Raw genomic sequence first — 14,925 nt, forward strand, 5'->3', positions numbered from 1 at the left:
CTACCGCTTACTGATAAGCGACCCCAGTGAGGGTGGAAACTGGACAACATGACTTCGTCGGATTCGGATGCCGCCGACCAGATTCGCCGACAGGCCCTAACCCTCCTTGCCGTGGCGCAAAACGGGCTCACCTTCGCCGGCGACCCGTATGACAGGCAACGGTATGAGCAGGTACGCCGGTGCGGCGAAGCGCTGATGGGCCTCATTTGCGAGAGCGAGCTTGAGCAGCTGCGTGCGATCGTTGCCCTCGACTCCGGCTACATGACGCCCAAGGTCGATGCGCGAGCCGGCGTCTTTGATTCGAAGGCCAAAGTGCTTCTAGTCCAGGAACGCTCGGACGGTCGCTGGACCTTGCCGGGCGGCTGGTGCGACGTTTTGGAGAGCCCCGCGGAGGCCATCGTCAGGGAGGTACAGGAAGAAGCTGGCGTGAACGTCAGTGTGGACAAGCTTGTTGCGGTGCTGGACCGCGACAAACAGGGCCACCGGCCGCATCTCCCATTTCACGTCTACAAGCTATTTTTCCTTTGCACCGAACAGTCCCGAGTCCCACCCGATCCCACCGAAACCGCGGCGATCGACTGGTTCGCTCTTGACGAGCTGCCCCCGCTGTCCACATCACGAGTACTCGAATCCCAACTACGTCTCATGCACACCCACTGGCTGAACCCGGCTCTGCCCACCGCGTTCGACTGACGCTGCCGGTGGCCTAACTCGCGTACGAGGGGCCTTCCGGCAACAGGTGCTTGCGCACGAGTTTGCGCCAGCGCCGGTGCCGATAGCGATAAATCCCCTTCGCGAGCGCGGCGACGAACGCGGTCGCAACTCCCGCGTCTACGTCGACGGTGTCGCTGTATCGGCTCGAGCGTGCATCGATCGGTTCGACATGCAGCGTGTGGTTCCACGCCTTGAGGAGTCCGCCGTTCTCGTGGGTGCGCACCGTTCTGCGCGCCGGGTCCACCTCGACGATTTCAATCGTGTGCCGGTAGGCCGGTATCACATGGAATGCGAGCAACCATCCGGTTCCGCGCTCGCCCACGCGCAGTACGTCCGAGCGTCCCGCCAGCGCCGGAAACCCCAGAAGGCCCTTACAGACGTACAGGAACGTGACCGGGGACAGCATCGCCGACCACACCCTGTCGGCGTCGGTCGGCAGGATTGTTTCGAGGTGGACGGTTCGCACCGGTACTCCTTCGGCGGTAGTTAGGGTACCCTAATTCTGCTGGTGAAAGCGCCGTTTGACTACTCGCATTTCCCAGGAGATCCGCGATCGCGCCAACGAACCGATTTAGGGAGCGTAAGCAGCCCAAACAGGAGCGGGCCGCCCAGACCAGGCAACGGATTCTGGATGCTGCGGCTCGCGTTTTCGCCGACCACGGCTACACCGCCGGCACCACCAATCGAATCGCCGAATGCGCCGGGATCTCGATCGGCTCGCTGTATCAATACTTTCCGAACAAGGACGCCGTGCTGCGAGCCTTGATGGACTCGCACGTCGATGCCGGCGCCAGGTTGCTCGGTGAGCGGTTGGCGAATGGTATGCCGCAACGGCTCGACGATGCGCTGCGGCTATTTGTGCGCGCGACCATCGACAACCACCGCGACAATCCGCGCCTGCATCGCGTGCTGTTCGAAGAGGCCCCTCGTGCGCCGGAGTTCCTGGCGCGGCTGCACGACTTGGAGCAGCTGACGGTGGATGCGACCACCCGATTACTCGAGCAGCACCCGGACGTGCGTGCCAGCAGACTGAACGCCCAAATCGTGGTGGCGACGATCGAATCGCTCGTTCACCGGCTCGTCACCTCGCCGAGCCCCGTTGACTTCCAACAGCTCGAAGATGAAATCGTCCTTCTGCTCACCGGATATCTGCAGCCACACAACGATTCCGGCGCCGATTAGGCCGCCGGAAGGATGATGCACGTGGTGGTGGCGTGGGCGACAAGCTTGCCGTCTTGGTCCACGACCCGGCCCTCAGCCGTCGCAGTGCGGCGTCCGGAATGAACGACGGTGCCTGTGGCCGTGAGGGTTTGGCCATCGGTGCTGGCGGCACGGATGTAGTTGACCTTGATTTCCAAGGTGGTATAGCTGACGCCGGCGGGCAGGGTGGTATGGACCGCGCAGCCCATGACTGAGTCGAGGAGGGTAGCGGCGATACCGCCGTGGACGGTGCCAAGGGGGTTGGCGAAGTCGGGACGGGTGTCAAGGGACATCACGACACGTCCGCGGTCGAGCTCGTCGAAGCGCAGGCCGAGCAGGCGGCCGATCCACGGTATATCGGTGGGGCGTTCGCTTTGCACCCAGCGCATCAGTTCCAGGCCGGTCATGGCAGCGATTTCTGTGGTCACGATCGTTCTCCTTGGTGGTGTCGACGCCGGGGTCAGCCCAACGGGGTGACGGTGTCGCGCAAGGTGACAAGGACCGGGGCATACATGCGGGCCTTGATGGCGCCCAGAGTGTCGCCGGCCTTGTTCGCCTGCGCGCCGGCGAGTTCGATGGCCTTGGCGCGCACCACATCCTCTGCCACCGCGTCGTCAACGATGCTGGCCGCGACGGCGTCCGTCCCGCCGTAGCGGTGTCCGCTGAGCATGGCCTGATGCGCGGTTTGCGGCGCCAACCGGGCCTGAATGAGCGCGGCCATGCCAGGGGTGAACGGGATGTTGATGTCCACCTCGGGCAAACACCAGAAGCCGCGGTCGGCGCGCATGACGCGAAAGTCGTGCGCCAGGGTGAACATCGCGCCCGCGGCGAAGGCGTGTCCCTGCACGGAGGCCACGGTGATCACCGGCAGGGACAGCACTCGCGCGAAGAGTTGGTGAACGGAAACGACGTAGTCGATGTGTTGGTCGGCGTGGGCGGATAGCCAGTCCAGGTCCAAACCGTTGGAGTAGAACTTCCCGGTGGCGGCGGTAACGAGGGCCCGGGGTCCGTGGGCCTTCTCCACCTCTTCCAGCCCGGCGTCGACGGAAGAGATCCAGTCGGGGTGAAAGCGGTTCTCACCGTCGCCGAGGTCGAGAACGAAGACGTTGTCGTGGCGATCGAGCGTGGGCATGCGAAACCCTACCTTTCATTCGTCAATTCACCATCCGGAGCGACGAAAAGCGCTGGCGCCGCAGGGCTTTCGCGGCTCCGAGGGGTATTGCTATCGATCGGTCCCTCTCGTCCCGATACACCGCCACATGGTGGCCGTTCATGTTACTATCTGCAGAATAGCGAGCTATCTATAGGATAGGAAGCGGGTGAGACATGGACCACAGCCGCGAACCCACGGCGTGGCTGCCGTATTGCCCGTATTACGCCGCGGCCGGCGACATCTTGACCCGCCGCTGGGCACCGATGGTGCTGCGCGCACTGGTCACCGGCCCGAAGCGGTTCGGCGAGATAGCCGCGTCTATCCCCGATATGACGGACAAGCTGCTGTCCCAGCGACTCAAGGACCTTGAAGACGAGGGCTTGATCGAGCGCTTTCTCGGCGACGGCCGTCCGGCGCGCGTCGAGTATCGGTTGACAGAGAAGGGCGCCGAGCTCGGTGACATCCTGCTCGACATCAATCTGTGGGCGCTGAAATGGATTGACCTGTCCGCCCGTCAACCAGCGACGAAAACGCGAGTAACCCGCCGCGCACGATCCACTACCGCCAAAATGAAAGGGACAAAATGAAACTCGATGACGGCATGCGCAAATTTCTCGGGGACGGCGCAGACGCCACCCTGGTTACGATCAACCCCGACGGTAGTCCCCATGTGTCGGTCGTATGGGTTGCGCTCCAATCCACGCCAGAAGGCGACGAGCTAGTGAGCGCGCATCTGAGCGAGTACCGAAAGACCCGCAACATTCGCCGGGACCCCCGCGTGGCTCTGACAATCCTTTCCAAGGAGCCCCATCCCGGGCAGCCCACACCGTATCTGTCCGTCACTGGGTCCGCCCGCATCGTCGAGGGCGGCGCACCCGAATTGTTGACCGAGCTGGCCGAGGTCATGCTGGGCTCCAGCGAGCATTTTCCGCCGCCGGGTTCCCCATCGGGGCTACTCACCAGAATCCGCATCGAAAAGGTCGGCGGCGCCGGCGCTTAGGGCCGACTCGATTACTGCTTCAGCGGTAGTTCGACGCATATGTGAGTGCCCACCGGAACATCGAGAAAGACGAACGTTCCGCCCGCCGCTTCGACCCGGGCCCGGTGCGAGGCTAGCCCGATGTGTCCCTCGCCCAGGCGGCGCGCCATCGCGTCGTCGGTGAATCCCGCGCCGTCGTCGACCACGTCCAAAACGCAGCTGCCTTCGTTGATCCCAAGGCGAACTGAAGCATTGCCGGCCTGAGAATGTTGCACCAGGTTGGACAGCAGCTCCCGCGCCACCCCGAAGACGATGGGGTCGATCTCGTTGCGAAGCGGGTAATCGATGTCCGTCGAGACGTCGATACCAGAACGCTGGGCGGTGTGTGCGGCTAGCTGCTGCAGCGCCGCACCCAATCCGACCTGCTCGAGGACGGCCGGATGCAGCTCAAACGTCGCCTGCCGCAATCGGTCCGAGGCAGCCTGCAGCCCGGCCATCGCGCGACCGACTCGCTCGTCACCAGGAAACGCCGTATCCAACTCGACGAGCTCTTGGCGCACGGCCAGGATGTCTTGCAGCGGTCCGTCGTGGATGGATTCCGAAATCCGGCGCTGCTCCACATCCGACGCAGTCATTGTCTGCGCCAGCAGTTCCTCGCGTAGTGTGCTGAGCCCGGCCACCGACCGGGTATGCCGTTCTTCGACGCGTACAGCGACAAACGCTGTGACACACAGGAACCCGTAGAGCAGGAACCGGAACGTGGCCTCGGTGATGCCGATCGAGCCGACCATTTCCGGGTCCTCGAGCACCGCGATCGCGAACCCCACCATCGAGAAGATCAACACCACCGCCGCTCGCCGGGAGGAGACGTCGAGCCCGATGAGGATCGGCAACGCCGTCATGATGAGCAGCGGGTGCAGTCCGTTGGTGGACAGCACCTGGAAGACGGTCAGCACGATCACGTCGATGACGGTGAACGCAAACGGCTCCACGCGGCCGACGCCGGCCAACCGGCCGCGTGCGAGCCATCGTCGGCTGCCGGAGAAGGCCAGCGTCAGCGCGCACAGCGCCATCAAGCCGTACCCGATGATCAGCACGGTTTGCTGGGGCCATTCGGACCGGCGCGTGTCGCTGAGCATCGCAGCGATCATCAAGCCCACCACGCCGATCCGAAGGACCGACGCGATTCGATACGAGCGCAGCTGGTGGATCCTGCGCACCCGGTTCAGTTCTGCGTCGCTGGCCACCGCCACCCGATCACCGTACTCATCCGCGCCGGCGCGCCCGTGGCAAATCGCGCGAAAACGCATAAGAGCACCCGAAATCGCGAACGAATGCTTTCGATAAACCGCTACACTCATCGCCATGGCCGACGCGGCTACGCCCGCCGAAGTGCGTGTGGTCGTTGGTGACGACCACCCGCTCTTTCGCGAGGGAGTAGTGCGCGCACTTGCCTCGAGCGGTTCGGTGAACGTGGTCGGCGAGGCCGATGACGGATCGGCCGCACTCGAATTGATCAAGACGCACCTCCCGGATGTCGCGTTGCTCGACTACCGAATGCCCGGCATGGATGGCTCCGAGGTCGCGGCGGCGGTGCGAAGTCAGCAATTGCCGACCCGCGTGTTGCTTCTCTCGGCACACGACGAGCCGGCGATCGTGTTTCAGGCACTGCAGCAGGGCGCCGCCGGCTTCTTGCTGAAGGACTCGACCCGCGCCGAAATCGTCAAGGCGGTCCTCGATTGCGCGGAGGGTCGCGACGTCGTCGCACCCGGACTCGTCGGGGGCCTCGCCGCGGAAATCCGCCAGCGTGCAGCACCCACGGCACCCGTGCTCAGCGCGCGAGAGCGCGAGGTGCTCAATCGGATTGCCCGCGGCCAAAGCATCCCCGCGATCGCAGCCGAGCTCTACGTCGCGCCGTCGACGGTCAAGACCCATGTGCAACGCCTCTACGAAAAGCTCGGGGTCGGCGATCGCGCGGCCGCCGTGGCGGAAGCCATGCGGCAAGGTCTGCTCAGCTAGCGGGCGACGGCGGGTGCCGCTCACTCACGAAGCCGGATCCTCCGCGCCCAACAGTGCGTTCGCGGATGACATGGCCTCCGCCATCATTTGGCGAGCCCGTCGTTCGACCTCGTAAAGGTGGTCGTCGCTGACGCCGGCGCCGGTCAGCTGCCGCCGGGCGAAGACCAAGGGATCGACGCTAGAGGGGTGATTAGTGCGGTAGGTGACCGCCTTGACCACGGTGGGGCCGCCGCCGACGCTCGCTCGTTCTACCGCGTGGGCGACCGATTTATGCACCGCCGCAACGTCTCTACCGTCGGCAAGGAGCACGGGCATTCCGTGGCTCTCGCGTGCACCGCGGCGCACCCCCGATCCGGTGCGAATGTCCTCGACGACGAACACCACGGGAAGCCGCCACGACACGGCTATGCGCGCGGCGGTTTCGAACTCGACGGAGTTCGAGTCCTCATCGCCGATGACACACAGTGTGACTTTGCCTGCGCCGGCGACTTGCTGCGCGTAGGCATCGCCAAGCGCGAACATGACCGATTGCTTCAACGGGCTTGAGCCGGCGAATATCAGCTTCCATTCGGCGGCGAACGGGTCTTCGTTGGACGCGCCGCCCACCTCCCGGCTCGGGGCGAATATTTCGGCGATGGCCGGACCCAGCGGGAGCGACAGACCGATCTGCTGTGCGTGTTGGAAATGGGGGATGGCGGTGCTGATGATGTCGCCCGGTCGAAGCGCTGCGGTAGCGCCCACGGCCACGGCTTCCTGACCGAATGCGGCCACCATGGGTCCGTTGAGCAGACCGTCGATGCGCGACTCCTCCAATGCCATGTCGAGCAGACGCAGTGCCCACATCCGGCGGTACAGCTCCAGCTGCTCACCGACAGGCGCGGCCGAGGGTTTCGCCGACAGTTTCGAGGTGCGAGCCATGTCCCGGTCTCCTAACCGATCGTTTGGGCGTTTGACCGCCTTCTTAGACACAAGCTCAACGTAGATCGGTATGGGTGGGCGCACCTCCGCCGATCGGTTCGCAAAAGTGATGAACGCACATTCCCCCGATTGGGGGACACGGCGACGTTCAGTCCGGGCGTTGAGTGCCGGGGGCCAGCAGCTTTTCGGCCGCCGTGTACGGATCATCGTGGCCGTCGACCACTGACTCGGCGAGCCGGTCGAGGTCCGGGCGGCCGCGCAGCCGTGTTTGGGCCAGCGAGAGGATCTGCGCCCGCGCCCGGGCCAGTCGACGGTCGCGGCTGTCGGTGCGGCGGTGGTCGTCGATAGCCGCGACCAGGTCAGCGACGCCTTCACCCTGGGCGGCAACGAGGCTGACGATCGGGGCCTTGGTTTCGGCGCGCAGATCCCGCACGGTCTGTTCGGCACCGTCGCGGTCGGCCTTGTTGACGACCACGATGTCGGCGACCTCGAGCACACCCGCCTTGGCGGCCTGCACCGCGTCGCCCGCCCCGGGATTCAGGATGACGACGGTTGGGTCGGCGACGGCGGCGATCTCGATCTCGGACTGCCCCACACCCACCGTCTCGAGCATGACCACGTCGTAACCAATCGCGCCCAGCAGGCGGATGGCGGCCGGAACCGCGGCGGCCAGCCCCCCGAGATGGCCACGCGTTGCCACCGACCGAATCAGCACATCGGAGTCGTTGATATGCGCGGCCATTCGAATTCGATCGCCCAGCAGCGCGCCTCCACTGAACGGCGACGTCGGGTCCACGGCCAATACGGCCACCCGGCACCCACGCTCGCGATAGGCCCCGACCAGCGCCGCGATCGTCGTCGACTTGCCCGCGCCCGGCGGTCCGGTGATGCCGATGATCGCGCCCGCGCATGCCGACGAGGGCTCGATGCTCGCCAACACCTCGTCGCGCCGGTCACCCTCGACCAGACTCAGCAGCCGACCCGCCGCCCGCGGAGACCCGTTGCGCGCACCGGCAATTAGGTCGGCGATGGTCATTTGCGCATTATGGCGCAGCGACCTCGATGACCGTCGCCGAGCCCATCCCGCCGCCTGCGCACATGGCCGCGACGCCGATTCCCCCGCCGCGGCGGCGCAATTCGTGCACCAGCGTGACGAGCATCCGGGCCCCGGTTGCCGCGACGGGGTGTCCCAGCGAGCAGCCGCTGCCGCTGACGTTGACCTTGTCCGGGTCGAGATCGAGAATCTTGACGGTAGCCACGCACATGGCCGCGAATGCCTCGTTGATTTCGAACAGATCCACGGTGGAGATCGAAAGCCCCGCGCGGCCAAGGGCTTTCGGGATCGCTTCCACCGGAGCCAAGCCGGTGATCGCCGGGTCGACGCCGACGGACGCCCAGGACCGCACGGTGGCCAGCGCGGGCAGCCCGAGCCGCTCGCTCGCGATGGTCAACACTGCGGCACCGTCGTTGGCTCCGCAGGCATTCCCGGCGGTGATCGAGAAGCCCTCGATCTCGGGATGCAGCGGCTTGAGTGCGGCCAGCTTCTCCATGCTGGTGTCACGGCGGGGATGCTCGTCGACCGAAAACAGCCCGTGCGGCGTCTCGATGGGAACGATCTCTTCTTTGAAGCGGCCCTCGTCGATTGCGGCGATGGCATTGCGGTGGGAGCGCAGCGCCCAGGCATCCATCTCTTCGCGACTCACGCCCGCCTTGACCGCGGCGTTCCATCCCACCGTGATCGACATGTCGAGGTTGGGCGCATCGGGACGGTCGGGGTGGGTCGGCGGAAACCAGTCGACCCACTCGCCGTCCACTTGCATGCGTGACCGCGGCGACGTGGACGCGGAGTTCACACCCCCGGCGATGACGAGCTGGTCCATCCCGGCCCGCACGCTGGCCGCCGCGCTCTGCACCGCCGCCTGACCCGCCGCGCAGTGCCGGTTGTTGGCCAGACCGGGCACCTGGGTCAGGCCGCTCGTGATGGCCGCGTGCCGAGCCAGCACGCCGCCACCGTAAAGGCCCTCGCCCAGGATCACGTCGTCGACCTGCGCGGGATCGAGGTCCGCGGCGGCCTCGGAGACGACATGGTGCGCGAGGTCGAATGCGCTGGTGTCGCGCAGCGTTCCCTTGCGCGCGGTGCCGATCGGGGTGCGCAGGGCGGAAACGATGACGGCTTCGGGCACGGTCTTCTCCAGTTCAGCGGCGCAGCTTGCGAGAACCATATTCTCGCATTTTGAGAGTCCGAGTTGCAAGGAGGGCGCTGGTGGCCTGGCTAGTTGGTGCGGTTGGACCATCCCGACGGCAGGTTTTCGGGACCGGTGTCGATAACGGTCTCGTCGTCCGTTCCGACGTATTCGAACCACGTGATGTAGGCGAACTCCGGGACTTCGTAGATGGGGTAGGTCGGGCCGTCGTCGCGGTACGCGCGCATCTCATCCAGGTGTTCGTTCTGGAAGCAGACCGTGCGCTCGCCATGCGTGCGGACCCACTGCGGGAAGAAGATGACGCCGTGGATGCGGCGTTTGGCGGGGAGGATGTTAACCGCCACGCAAGTGCCCGTGGGTTCGCTCCAGGACACTTTGAAACTGTCGTCGTCGAGTTGGACGAGGTTGACTTTCTGGTCTTTGACCCAACGGCCTCCGACATGCCCGGAGTGGATGCGGTAGTCGATGGTAGAGGCGTTCTTGACATACATCTCGTACTGCCACCCGTTTGCATAGGTGTAGATGAAGCGGTGGCCGACGATCCCCGAAAGATCCTGCGGCGGAACCGGGTTAGCGACGCTGGTCATTGCCCTATCCTGCCAGGACTGCGGCGGCACTTGTGGGCAGGCTGCGGGAAACGCGCGGATTTGCGATGGTGGACGGATGACTCAGGGAATGATCGCGGTCCCGGGCGGGAACGTCTGGTTCACTCGGGTTGGCGGCGGGGCGGGTTATCCGCTGCTCGCGGTTCATGGAGGTCCGGGTATGCCGCACACCTACATGAGCTCGCTGGAACGTCTGGCCGACGAGCGCGAAGTCATCTTCTGGGATCAGCTCGGGTGTGGCAAGTCCGAACGCCCATCCGACCGCAGGCTTTGGACGATGGAACGCTCGGTGGCCGAAATGGATGCCGTGGTACAGGCGCTGGGGCTGAACCGCTTTCACATCTTCGGCAATTCGTGGGGCGGAATGTTGGCACAACAGTACGTGCTTGACGTCGCGTCCGGGGCTGCGAGTCTGACGATCTCCAACAGCTTCGCGTCGATACCCGAATTCTCGAAGATGGTGGCGCGCTTGAAATCCGAGCTTGATCCGGCAACACAATCCAGCATCGACCGGCACGAAGCCGCCGGCACGACATACGCGCCCGAATATCACGCCGCGATCCGCACGTGGAACGAAACGCATCTGTGCCGCGTTCGTCCGTGGCCGGCGGAGCTCGAAGAGTCGTTCCGGACTATGAACAACGAGGTCTACGGAACCATGTTCGGGCTGAGCAACTTTCGCATCGTCGGAACCATTCGGGATTGGGACGTGTTCGACCGATTGGCCGAAATCTCGCCACCGACGCTCATCCTCGCCGGCAGGTACGACGAATGCGTGCCCGAACACATGTGGGACATGCACGCGCGCATCCCGGGCTCGCGGTTTGAGTTATTCGAGTCGAGCTCTCATATGCCGTTCATCGAGGAGCCGGACCGGTTCGATCAGGTGATGCGTAAGTTCCTGCGGCATAACGACTGAATCGCGGTCTCAGCGAGTCAGTTCTTGCCCGCCGCCAGCCTGGTGACGATCGTCCGGAAGTCCTCGGTTACGAAGGACTGGCTTTCGGCCGACAGCGCATAGTCCAGACTGGCCAGGACGGCCCGCTCCAGATGGATGTTGAGCACCCGCTTGGTGCTCTCGACCGCCTGCTGGGGCAACTCCAAAATCTTTTTGGCGCAACCGATTGCCTCCGCGACCGGATCGGACGCCACGTGGTTGGCGAGACCCAGTTCGACGGCGCGCTGCGCGCTGATGCGGGTACCCGTCAGCGCGTACTCCTTGGCCAGCAGCAGGCTGATGTGCAGCGGCCAGGTCAGCGGTCCCCCATCGGCAGCGACCAGCCCGACCTGCACATGCGGGTCGGCGAGGTAGGCATCTTCGGCGATGTAGACGATGTCGCTGAGCGCGACCAGGCTGCAGCCGAGTCCGACGGCTGGGCCATTTACGGCCGCCACCACCGGGATTCGGCACCGCGCCATGCCCAGCACGATCTCGCGGCCATCGCGGATGGTCTTGGCGCGCAGCTCGGCATCCCCCGACAGCTCCTTGAGATACGAGAAATCTCCGCCCGCCGAAAACGCCCTGCCCGCCCCGGTGATCACCGCCGCGCGGGCCGAGGGGTCGTCGGTCAATCGTTGCCACAGCCGCGCGAGCCCGACGTGCAGGTTGTCGTTGACCGAGTTGAGGGACTCCGGCCGGTTCAGGGTGATGATCCGCAATGGGCCTTCGGCACGGACATCGACTTCGGCAGGCATATCGTACATTCAGACTCCCAATCCCAAGATTCGCGAAGCGATGATGTTCTTCTGTATCTGTGATGTCCCACCCATGACGCTCTGCGCACGGCTGTACAAATAGGCGCCGAGCAGACCGGGATCGCGGGTTCCGGTGACGGCCAGTGCAGCGTGGCCGACCGATTGCTCGACCCAGGTCATCAGCAGCTTGTCGAGCGAACCCTCGGGCCCGTGCGACACCCCGTCCAGCTGTTCGGACAGCCGCCGCCGGACGTGGTGGGTCAGCATTTCCGACTGGACGGCCGCCCACGCCAACTCTTCGGATATCGGACCGTCATTGCGCGCCAACAGCTCTCGGACAAGCTTGCCGTATCTGGCCGCATAACCCAGCGTGGACGGTTCGCGCTCGTGTCCCACGACGGTCATGGCGACCGCCCAGCCGTCGCCCGGAGCGCCGACTATCCGGTCCGCCGGCACGATCGCGCCGTCGAAGAACACCTGACCGAATTCGTTGGTGACCCCGTTCATCATGCGCAGCGGGCGCTGTTGCACGCCAGGCTGTTTCATGGCGATGACGAACGCCGAAAGGCCGCGGTGGCGCTTGGCGCCGGGGTCGGTGCGGGCCAGCAGCAGGCACCAGTCCGCGACGTCGGAGTAGCTCGTCCAAATCTTGTGTCCATGCACAACGTAGTTGTCGCCCTCGCGGGTGGCGGTGGTGGTCAGCGACGCCAGGTCCGAACCGGCGCCGGGCTCGCTGAAACCCTGACACCAACGCTCGGTGCCACTGATGATGCCGGGCAGGAAGCGCTTGCGCAGTTCGTCGCTGCCGTGCCTGCCGATGCCGTGGACCAGGTAGCCGACGCTGGGGCGCGGCGGAGCGCCGGCGCGCACCAGTTCTTCGTCGACAATCACGTCGTACACGGCGGGCAGGTCTTGCCCGCCGTAGTCGTGCGGCCAGGACAGGCCGAAAAAGCCGTTGTCGTACAAGGCCCGATGCCAGTCGGCCATGCGCTCCCAATACTCGTCACCCGAGCCGGAGAACTCCTTGGCGTGCACCGAAAGCCACGATCGCAGCCGCTCGCGGAATTCGGCCTCCTGAGCTGAATCACGAAAGTCCAAGGTCGATCTCCTTTAACATTACTGGCCACAACTCGGTCGATGTCAGCGCGCGCCGCAGGTAGACATGCACCACGCACTCCCACGTATTGCCGATGCCGCCATGCACCTGCACCGCGTTCTCGCAGACCGTTCGGGCGGCGCGGGCGCAGTAGATCTTCGCAACTTGGGCGGCTCGGACGGCCTCGGCGGGCGTCAGTTCGTCAACCGCCCACGCAGCATGGCGCAACACGCTCACCGAACCTTCGATCAGCGCAAGGCTTTCGGCCAACATGTGGGCGATCGCCTGGTAGGAGCCGATCGCTTTGCCGTACTGTTCGCGGATTTTCGCGTAGTCGACCGCGACGGCCTGAGCGCCGCGGGCGGTTCCCACCAGGTCCGCCGTCGTGGTCACCAACGCGAGTGCCCGCCACCGCGTGGCCACGTCCGCGGACACCTCGCCGAGAACCGTCGGCGATCCGACCGCGGCCGCTTCGGCCCGGGTCAAATCGGCGACGGTCCGAGCGTCGCCCACCTCCGTCGCCAAAACCGTGGTACCGGAAAGGAACAGGGCTCGTCGAGCGCCGCGCGCGTCGATCACCCGGCCATCGACAGCGATGGTCGCGCCCGACGCGTCTGCATCGATATGGCAGGCGAGATCATCGGCCAGCACCGGACCCAGAAACGGTGCGTCGACCAGTCGGCGCCCGAATTCCTCGGCGACGATGGCCACCTCGACGCCGGTGGCCCCATCGGAACGCAGCGATCGCCAACCCGTCGTCGTAACCTGCTTGTCCAGCCGGGCAATTCGCTCCTCGTCGGCCAGGTCGTTTACCGCTCCGGGGCCCAGATCGTCGGCCAGCTTGGCGGCGGCGTCACGCAGTTGCTGCTGTTCAGCTGTCAGACGTACATCCATAGCGCTCCTTTAGGACTCGGCGCAGCACCTTGCCCGAGGGCAGGCGAGGGATATCGGGTACGAACACGATCCGGTTCAGGCGTTTGTAGGACGCCAGCTTCTCATCCACTCGGGCGATCAGGTCCGCGGTGTCAACCCGGCCATGCACCGCGACGGCGGCCACGATTGCCTCGCCGTTGATCCCGTCGGGAACGCCGAACACCGCACAATCCTTGACGGCCGGATGGCCGTGCAGCACCATCTCGATTTCGGCCGGCGCGACCTGAAAGCCGCGCACTTTGATCATTTCTTTGAGGCGGTCGGTGATCCGCAGCCAACCGTCGGCGTCGAGCCAGCCCACATCCCCGGTCCGGTACCAGCCGTCGCACATCGCGTCCTCGGTCGCCTCGGCCGGTAAGTAGCCGGCCATCAGCGACGTCGACCGCGCCTGGATCTCACCGACCTCGCCCGGGTTGACCGGTTGGCCGGTCTCGAGCGAGACCACCCGCAGGTCCACACCCGGCACGGGGCGACCGACCGCGTCCAGTCGGGGCCCGTCGAGTGGATTGCACGCGATGACGGGCAGTTCCGTGGTGCCGTACGCGGGCACCCAACCGACGCCGGTACGTCGGGTCACCGTTTCGGCGATGTCGGCGCTGACCGGCGTCGCGCCCCACATGATGAAGCGCAGCGACGATAGGTCGTAGGACTCGAGGTCTGGGTGCGAGGCGATGGCCAGCGCGATGGGGGCCACCGCCATCTCGACTGTGATGCGGTCGTTTTCGATATGACGCAGCATCTGGTCGATGTCGAAGCGGCGATGCAGCCGCGTCCACGCTCGGATCTGCAGCGCCGTCAGGATATTGAGCAGGCCGAGGATATGTGAAGGGGGCGTGGCGATTTGAATGCGGTCACGCTGTGTCAGCTGCAGCGCTTCGCGCCAGTGCTGAACGGCCATACTCAACGAAGCGTGAGTGTGCCGGACCGCCTTCGGCAGGCCGGTGGTACCCGAACTGAAGGCAAGCACCGCGTCGCCCTCCGGCGGCAGCGAACATGAGGACGTCAGTTCCGCGGGGGTGATCGGTTCGTCCAGATGCAACATCGGCATCAACTCGGCCAGCACGGGATGGTCCCCGACGGCGTGGCCCGGATTGGTCAGCGCCAGCGCGTGGTCGACCTCCTGGCGCTTCCACGCCGGACTGAGCAGCACCGCGGCGGCACCAAGACGCCAGATCGCGAGCAGGGCGGCGACGAATTCCGGCCGATTGGAGGCCATGAGCGCGACCCGCTGACCCGCGGCGACATTGCTTGTGGCCAGGGCCCGGACCAGCCCGTTGGCCAGCGCATCGAGCTGGGGCAGGGTGAATCGCCGTTCCTCGAACACGAGCGCGGCCGGCTCGGTCACGTCTCGTTCCTTCCAGCTGTCCAGCCCGACTTGAGAAGATCCTATCGCTTAGGGAGAATAGTAT

General features: G+C 65.3%; 18 protein-coding genes. 6 read left to right on the forward strand and 12 right to left on the reverse strand.

What is annotated here, in order from left to right:
* Window positions 1-48 precede the first annotated feature (48 nt).
* Entirely contained in the window at window positions 49-693 is a 645-nt protein-coding gene (locus A5736_RS23270; RefSeq protein ID WP_076122577.1) for an NUDIX hydrolase N-terminal domain-containing protein, read from the forward strand.
* A gap of 13 nt (window positions 694-706) precedes the next feature.
* Here A5736_RS23270 and A5736_RS23275 read toward each other — a convergent pair whose 3' ends face one another.
* A complete protein-coding gene (locus A5736_RS23275) occupies window positions 707-1,180 on the reverse strand; it encodes a hypothetical protein (protein ID WP_076122578.1) in 474 nt (157 codons plus the stop codon).
* 86 nt (window positions 1,181-1,266) lie between these two features.
* On the opposite strand from A5736_RS23275, the gene A5736_RS27300 reads away from it, so the two are divergent.
* Complete coding sequence (locus A5736_RS27300; protein WP_076248870.1) at window positions 1,267-1,896, forward strand: TetR/AcrR family transcriptional regulator; 630 nt, start codon at window positions 1,267-1,269, stop codon at window positions 1,894-1,896.
* Here the strand turns inward: A5736_RS27300 and A5736_RS23285 are convergent.
* Together A5736_RS23285 and A5736_RS23290 are read right to left on the reverse strand one after the other, a co-directional pair.
* Window positions 1,893-2,321, reverse strand: coding sequence for a PaaI family thioesterase (locus A5736_RS23285; RefSeq protein WP_175611370.1), 429 nt, complete (start codon window positions 2,319-2,321; stop codon window positions 1,893-1,895). The two genes, A5736_RS27300 and A5736_RS23285, sit on opposite strands and share 4 nt — an antisense overlap.
* Window positions 2,322-2,374: 53 nt before the next feature.
* On the reverse strand, window positions 2,375-3,046 hold the full coding sequence (locus tag A5736_RS23290) for an enoyl-CoA hydratase-related protein (RefSeq protein ID WP_076248874.1): 672 nt from the start codon (window positions 3,044-3,046) through the stop codon (window positions 2,375-2,377).
* A 194-nt stretch (window positions 3,047-3,240) separates the two neighbouring features.
* On the opposite strand from A5736_RS23290, the gene A5736_RS23295 reads away from it, so the two are divergent.
* Complete coding sequence (locus A5736_RS23295) at window positions 3,241-3,654, forward strand: helix-turn-helix domain-containing protein (RefSeq protein WP_076248875.1); 414 nt, start codon at window positions 3,241-3,243, stop codon at window positions 3,652-3,654.
* Window positions 3,651-4,067 carry a PPOX class F420-dependent oxidoreductase gene (locus A5736_RS23300; RefSeq protein ID WP_076248877.1) on the forward strand — a complete coding sequence of 139 codons (417 nt, stop codon included), beginning with the start codon at window positions 3,651-3,653 and terminating at the stop codon, window positions 4,065-4,067. The genes A5736_RS23295 and A5736_RS23300 overlap by 4 nt, the downstream gene beginning before the upstream one ends.
* 11 nt (window positions 4,068-4,078) lie before the next feature.
* Here A5736_RS23300 and A5736_RS23305 read toward each other — a convergent pair whose 3' ends face one another.
* On the reverse strand, window positions 4,079-5,299 hold the full coding sequence (locus A5736_RS23305) for a sensor histidine kinase (protein ID WP_217695774.1): 1,221 nt from the start codon (window positions 5,297-5,299) through the stop codon (window positions 4,079-4,081).
* Window positions 5,300-5,411: 112 nt separating this feature from the next.
* On the opposite strand from A5736_RS23305, the gene A5736_RS23310 reads away from it, so the two are divergent.
* A complete protein-coding gene (locus tag A5736_RS23310) occupies window positions 5,412-6,065 on the forward strand; it encodes a response regulator transcription factor (RefSeq protein WP_076122584.1) in 654 nt (217 codons plus the stop codon).
* A gap of 24 nt (window positions 6,066-6,089) precedes the next feature.
* Here the strand turns inward: A5736_RS23310 and A5736_RS23315 are convergent, their stop codons facing one another.
* The 4 genes from A5736_RS23315 to A5736_RS23330 form a co-directional block, all read right to left on the reverse strand.
* Window positions 6,090-6,983, reverse strand: a complete 894-nt coding sequence (locus A5736_RS23315) for a thiamine pyrophosphate-dependent enzyme (protein ID WP_076248881.1) — start codon at window positions 6,981-6,983, stop codon at window positions 6,090-6,092.
* A gap of 148 nt (window positions 6,984-7,131) precedes the next feature.
* Window positions 7,132-8,019 (reverse strand): methylmalonyl Co-A mutase-associated GTPase MeaB, encoded by an 888-nt coding sequence (gene meaB / locus A5736_RS23320; RefSeq protein ID WP_076122586.1) that lies wholly within the window; start codon window positions 8,017-8,019, stop codon window positions 7,132-7,134.
* 7 nt (window positions 8,020-8,026) lie between these two features.
* Window positions 8,027-9,166, reverse strand: a complete 1,140-nt coding sequence (locus A5736_RS23325) for a thiolase family protein (RefSeq protein WP_076248927.1) — start codon at window positions 9,164-9,166, stop codon at window positions 8,027-8,029.
* An 89-nt stretch (window positions 9,167-9,255) separates the two neighbouring features.
* Window positions 9,256-9,774, reverse strand: a complete 519-nt coding sequence (locus A5736_RS23330) for a phenolic acid decarboxylase (RefSeq protein WP_076122588.1) — start codon at window positions 9,772-9,774, stop codon at window positions 9,256-9,258.
* 88 nt (window positions 9,775-9,862) lie between these two features.
* On the opposite strand from A5736_RS23330, the gene A5736_RS23335 reads away from it, so the two are divergent.
* On the forward strand, window positions 9,863-10,711 hold the full coding sequence (locus A5736_RS23335; protein WP_083667690.1) for a proline iminopeptidase-family hydrolase: 849 nt from the start codon (window positions 9,863-9,865) through the stop codon (window positions 10,709-10,711).
* Window positions 10,712-10,728: 17 nt separating this feature from the next.
* Here the strand turns inward: A5736_RS23335 and A5736_RS23340 are convergent, their stop codons facing one another.
* From A5736_RS23340 to A5736_RS23355, 4 genes are read right to left on the reverse strand one after another with little or no spacing between them, the layout of a single operon-like run.
* Window positions 10,729-11,496 (reverse strand): enoyl-CoA hydratase/isomerase family protein, encoded by a 768-nt coding sequence (locus A5736_RS23340; protein WP_076248885.1) that lies wholly within the window; start codon window positions 11,494-11,496, stop codon window positions 10,729-10,731.
* A complete protein-coding gene (locus A5736_RS23345) occupies window positions 11,497-12,585 on the reverse strand; it encodes an acyl-CoA dehydrogenase family protein (RefSeq protein ID WP_076248886.1) in 1,089 nt (362 codons plus the stop codon). It abuts the gene before it with no gap.
* Window positions 12,572-13,477, reverse strand: a complete 906-nt coding sequence (locus A5736_RS23350) for an acyl-CoA dehydrogenase family protein (RefSeq protein WP_076122592.1) — start codon at window positions 13,475-13,477, stop codon at window positions 12,572-12,574. The genes A5736_RS23345 and A5736_RS23350 overlap by 14 nt, the downstream gene beginning before the upstream one ends.
* On the reverse strand, window positions 13,455-14,861 hold the full coding sequence (locus tag A5736_RS23355; protein ID WP_076248888.1) for a class I adenylate-forming enzyme family protein: 1,407 nt from the start codon (window positions 14,859-14,861) through the stop codon (window positions 13,455-13,457). Before A5736_RS23355 ends, A5736_RS23350 begins: the two co-directional genes overlap by 23 nt.
* Window positions 14,862-14,925: the final 64 nt, after the last annotated feature.

Source organism: Mycobacterium sp. SP-6446, from assembly GCF_001954045.1.
In the GTDB taxonomy this organism is placed as follows: domain Bacteria; phylum Actinomycetota; class Actinomycetes; order Mycobacteriales; family Mycobacteriaceae; genus Mycobacterium.